General features: G+C 43.8%; 6 protein-coding genes. 3 read left to right on the plus strand and 3 right to left on the minus strand.

Annotated features, from left to right (window positions below; genetic code table 11):
• Window positions 1-132 precede the first annotated feature (132 nt).
• The 3 genes from A3762_RS07920 (at window position 133) to htpX (ending at window position 2793) form a co-directional block, all read left to right on the plus strand.
• Window positions 133-1074 (plus strand): recombination-associated protein RdgC, encoded by a 942-nt coding sequence (locus A3762_RS07920; RefSeq protein ID WP_068482128.1) that lies wholly within the window; start codon window positions 133-135, stop codon window positions 1072-1074.
• A 238-nt stretch (window positions 1075-1312) separates the two neighbouring features.
• Window positions 1313-1750 (plus strand): Hsp20 family protein, encoded by a 438-nt coding sequence (locus A3762_RS07925; protein WP_068482125.1) that lies wholly within the window; start codon window positions 1313-1315, stop codon window positions 1748-1750.
• A 149-nt stretch (window positions 1751-1899) separates the two neighbouring features.
• Entirely contained in the window at window positions 1900-2793 is an 894-nt protein-coding gene (gene htpX, locus A3762_RS07930; RefSeq protein WP_068482122.1) for a protease HtpX, read from the plus strand.
• Window positions 2794-2858: 65 nt separating this feature from the next.
• Here htpX and fliS read toward each other — a convergent pair whose 3' ends face one another.
• The 3 genes from fliS to A3762_RS07945 all read right to left on the minus strand — a co-directional run.
• Window positions 2859-3254 (minus strand): flagellar export chaperone FliS, encoded by a 396-nt coding sequence (fliS, locus tag A3762_RS07935; RefSeq protein WP_068474697.1) that lies wholly within the window; start codon window positions 3252-3254, stop codon window positions 2859-2861.
• 12 nt (window positions 3255-3266) lie between these two features.
• Complete coding sequence (fliD, locus tag A3762_RS07940) at window positions 3267-5249, minus strand: flagellar filament capping protein FliD (protein WP_068754823.1); 1983 nt, start codon at window positions 5247-5249, stop codon at window positions 3267-3269.
• Window positions 5250-5356: 107 nt separating this feature from the next.
• A partial coding sequence (locus A3762_RS07945) for a flagellar protein FlaG (protein ID WP_197469138.1) occupies window positions 5357-5617 on the minus strand: 261 nt, incomplete at its 5' end.

The following is a 5617-nucleotide window of genomic DNA, read 5'->3' on the forward strand; positions in this document are numbered from 1 at the left end:
GATGTTTATTAATAAAAATTCTAGATAATTAAGTTGGAACTTACTTCAATACACAGCATAATCTCGCCCACTTTTATAATGGCGCGATGCATATCCGTCTAACCCAACATCTATTATATAAGCAGTGACATTATGTGGTTTAAAAATCTTTTCTTCTACCGTTTTACTAAACCCGTACCTTTCGACTTAGATGAGCTAGAATCTCGTCTATCAGAGGGAACATTCAAGCCTTGCGATAACCAAGAAGCCATGCGCTTAGGGTGGGCTAGCCCAATCGATCAAGAAGGCGCTCCTTTTGTACACGTTTGCGACAAGTACTGGATGATCTGCTTAAAAAAACAAGAGCGCATACTGCCAAGTTCAGTCGTCACTGAACAAGTTAATATCAAAGCGGCTGAGATTGAAGCAGCACAACATCGTAAAGTTACGCGCAAAGAAAAAAGCGAACTAAAAGAACTTGTCACTCAAGAACTTTTACCAAGATCGTTTACAAAAACAGTTCGACACTATGCTTATATTTGTCCGAAAGACGGGTACATGGTGTTAAACACATCGTCTGCAAAGCTGGCTGATGAACTAACTAGCCATCTTCGCAATGCCATGGGGTCTCTGCCAATCAGGGTACCAACATTAAATACAGCTCCCGCTGCATTAATGACGGCATGGCTATCTGAGGACGACCTTCCTCCTTCGGGATTCGTTTTAAATGAAGAGTCTGAACTTGTTACAGGCGGTGAAGAAAAAGCGACCGTTAAATATAAAGGAATGGCAATCGGCAAAGACCAATTGGACCAAAACAAAGCTCTAGGCTTTCAAGTCAAAAAACAAGCCTTTACCTGGGAAGAAAAATTGAGTTTCGTACTCTCTGACGATTTTGGCGTAAAGCGCGTAAAATTCTTGGATATGATGCAAGACAAGCTCGACGACACACAAGCCGAGGGTGCGGCGGAAAAATTTGATGCCGGTTTTGCGATCATGGCACTTGAGGTTGACCGCTTACTGCCAGCACTACTTAATGCATTTGGCGGAGAAGATACTAGCGCCCTAATCACAGACGATGAATCTGCAGCTTAAAGCCACACTAAAGCTTACCAATAGGAGGTTAAGGCCTTAGGTCTTAACCTCTGCAAGTCATCGACCTTTTTGGTAGAAAAATATTTTCATTCCCTCCCCTTGGAATCCAACAAAAAGATCTCATATGTATTATTAAGAGAGACGCCAATAGGGTTTTTCTTAACATAACGCCTAAACAAGGGCACAGATAACGCCGTCAGGGTTATCGATATATTTATTGCTCAACGAGGATAAAACTATGAGATCTATCGACCTTTCACCACTATACAGAACTGCAATTGGCTACGATCACGTACTTAACTTGCTAGAAAGCGCAAGTAGAGGCGATTCGAAAAATACTGGCTACCCGCCCTACAACATTGAAGTAATCGAATCCGACAAATATCAAATTACACTCGCAGTTGCTGGTTTCTCAAAGAACGAAATTCAGATCACAAGCGAGCGCAATAAGCTCAATATTAAAGGAAAGCATGTTGCAGACCACAAAGAACGAAAGTTCCTACATCAAGGTATTGCTGGTCGTGACTTCGAACGCACCTTCGAACTCGCTGAACATGTTCGCGTCGTCGGCGCAGATCTCGAAAATGGCCTTCTAAAGGTTGATCTTGTCAAAGAGATTCCTGAAGCGATGAAGCCTAAGAAAATCGAAATTGGAACTCAAATTATCGACGCTTAAATTCATTTTCTAGACCTTCTTAAAGAGCGGCAATTAGCCGCTCGTTTTGCATAGACATATCAAAAATGTAATTTTAGAAACCGGCCTATCCACTTTATTTTGAACTATTAACCCATATATCCGTTCAAGTACTCATATCGGAGATTGAAGTGAAGCGCATATTACTGTTTTTAGCTACTAACTTAGCAATCATTGTTGTCTTAAGTATTACACTCAGACTACTTGGATTTGAACGCATTCTCGACGCCAACGGTGTCGACCTAAACATGAACTCCTTACTACTGTTCGCATCAGTATTTGGATTTGGCGGCTCATTTATATCCCTTGCGATCTCAAAGTGGATGGCGAAAAAGACCACCGGCGCTAAAGTAATTACGCAAGCCAGCAACCCAACAGAAAAATGGCTAGTAGACACCGTTAGCATGCAGGCAAAAGCGGCAGGTATTGGAATGCCTGAGGTCGCGATTTATCCGGGTAAAGAAGTTAATGCATTCGCCACGGGTGCCAACCGAAACAATGCATTGGTTGCCGTGAGTGCAGGCCTTTTAAACAACATGACCAAAGATGAAGCTGAGGCTGTTTTAGCCCATGAAGTAAGCCATGTTGCTAACGGCGACATGATCACATTGAGCTTAATCCAAGGCGTCGTGAACACATTTGTGATTTTCTTCAGTCGCGTTATTGGCCACACCATCGATCGTGTGGTTTTCAAAAACGAACGAGGCCACGGCATTGCATATTGGGTATCAACGATTATCGCTGAAATCGTACTGAGCATACTCGCTAGCACCATTGTTATGTGGTTCTCTCGCCAACGAGAATATCGCGCTGATGCTGGCGGAGCAAAACTAGCAGGCACGCATAAGATGATCGCAGCATTGAAGAGACTTCAAGCACAAACAGAGAGCCAAGAACTCCCTGACCAATTAACAGCGTTTGGCATTTCCGGACTCAGACACTCTAAATTTGGTGCGTTGTTTTTATCTCACCCGCCATTAGAGCAACGAATTCAAGCACTAGAGCAATCGATGGCGCGAAACTAAGAACGCTTAGTTCGCACACAATAAAAAAGGCCGCAATAGCGGCCTTTTTTGATAATCACTAATGCTTAGATCAGCCCCTGCGCCTCTGCTTCTGAACGAATGCCAGCCCATCCTTCGCGCACTGTTCTGATGTGACTTGCCACTTCATCCAACAACTCAACATCATTTTTGAGATTAGCTTCTAACAACCGGCTTTCACAATAGGCATATAGTTGCGCCAAGTTATCGGCTAACTCTTCCGCTTTTGACTCATCAATAAAACTTCGCAAACCAGCCAAGATATCAATCGTCTTGTTGATAAACTTATTCTTAGCTTCATAGTCCTTCGCTAAAATACGTGCTTTGGCCATATTAATACGCTCAAGAGCGCCGTCATAGAGCAACTCAATCAACTTATGCCGATCAACATCTACAACGCTAGTTTGCGCATTCACTGCCGCATATTGATTTAGTGCTTTCATTATAATTCTCCACTAGTCATCGCTTCCGGTGCCAGCTAAAGCTTCGAGCTGGCCCTTGATGAAATCTTGCGTACTGTTTAACTGCGCGATAAGTATATCGGCAGCGGTAAATTGTCGTACAAGATTACTTTCTAAATTTGTTAGACGTTCCTCAAGATTTGCACGCGATAACGCAATGCTATCAAGCTCAGAATTTAAACGTTCATTCTTGGCGGTTATCGTACCATCTACGGACAAAAAGTTGTTAATAAGGTCAACTAACTTTTCACCTACACCTTCGATATAGCTAACAGATCCTCGGCTACCTGTCGCACCACCTTGGATTTCTACCAAGAGCCCCGCCACATCAGTGCCTGATGCGCCCGACAGAACCTGTCCGGTACCGGTCGCAGCAACACCATTGATTGTGCCTTCGACATCTAATCCAGCCGTACCAGCAACAGCATCTATGCCAAGCGTAGTTAAGGTCGTTGCATCAACACCAAGGAATTGAACTTGGGAATTGCTACCATAGCTATCAGAGGTAAACGTAAGCTGATTAGAACCATCTAGCGCGACAACAAGGCTTACGCCAGCATTGGATAAGCTTTGATCCGCATTGATCTGAGATTGAATTTCTGCAACCAAGTCTGCTTGATTATAAGTACCTGCTGTTAAGGTAATTGTCGCTGAACTATTACCATCGATACTCAACGTAAACGTATCATTATCGCCATCGATCACCGTACTGGCGGCCAATGCACTTGCACCTGTAAACGCACCCTTCGTTGAGAGTTGCGTCACATTTATATCGTAGCTACCTGGCTTTGTATCAGACCCTGCTCTCAAAAACTCAATTTGCCCATCGGTCGTACGGCCCTGCTTAGAAAATACCGCCGCAACAGACTCTGGGCTCGACTCTAATTTTTCGCGGAATTCAGCCTCATTAAACTGAAGGTTTCCAGTGTCATTATTGGTAGAGATACCAAGCTCAGCAAGGCCCCGTACAGGATCATTACCCAAACCTTCGATTGTTCTACCTAAGATATTTCGGATTTGATTGGAAATTGAGCGCGTAGCTGTATCACCAACCAATAGGCCGGCTGCCGCAGGATTACTTGGATCAATCTGTGAGTTTTCAACAATCAACGCTCGCAAGGCATTATATTTATCTACAAACTCTTGAACTTTCTCGACAACCACATCGTCATCGCGCTCAACAGTAAGACTTGCCGGTGAGCCTGTGTTTGTACCTTTGAGTTCGATTGTCAAACCTTCAACAAGATCATCAACGGTATTCGAGGTACGCGTAATAGCAATGCCGTTGAAGTTAAACGACGCATCAGTTGCTGCCTGATTCTGAATTAGGTTTTGTGCCCCTGTGGTATAGGAAAGCTGCGACAGCCCTGTCCCATCAATGTTATTACCGTCCGAATCAGTAACGTTAATTTCTATAGCCTTCGCAACACCTGTTTCACTGCTCGTGATAACAAGCTGATAGCCAGAACCATTGTTAATAACCGTTGCGCTCGCTCCCAACGCAGACTCTTCATTAATCGCTGACGCGATACCATCCAAGGTATTATTCGACGAATTGATCGCGAGATTTGTTGTCACACCATCAATAGTGAAAGCTAGTGTGCCCTCGCCAACTTGCGTTGTATCGGAGTCGGCGAAAGTTCCAGAACTCAAAGATTGTGATTTAGCGAGACTAGTGACTTCAAGCGTATAGTTACCTGCGATCGCTTTAGAATTTGAACTTGCCGTAAAGGCAGAACTGCCGGCATTTACGGTCAATTCGTTAAATGTATCGGGGTTAGCTAGATTCCGAGCAGGAAGTCGAATATCTGTCACTGCAGATTGTATCTGAGCGAATAAAGACAGCTCAGCCGTGACGGATTGTTCTCGTGAATCTAAGCGATTCTCTGTAGGCGTTCTTTCAGCAGAGACTAACTGATCGATCAGATCACTGGTCAAAACGCCAGAACCAATACCTACAGATGATACGTTAGCCATAATTACTACCTTTTAAATAATTTACCCTAGCGAGGCTAGCCTAGGACAAAAAAGGGCAAAAGTTTACCTTTTGCCCTTACATATTCAGCACCGGATTGCCGGTTTATCTAAACTTTTGCTTTAAATAAACTTATCGGTTCATCCTGCTGCAAATCTCGAGCCAAACGAATAGCGACATCATCTGGAATTTGTCGAACTACCTCTTCAGTACTCCGATCATAAACAGTTATCACTGTTTTACCTGACGTGTCATCCAATCGAAACTGCAAATCTCGCTGTACCGATTGAACATATTCATTTAGATTCGCGACCGCTTGCTCTACTTGCTCTACTTGCTCTGCACCCTGCTCGGCAACATCAGTAAGTTC

Source organism: Oleiphilus sp. HI0125 (assembly GCF_001635355.1).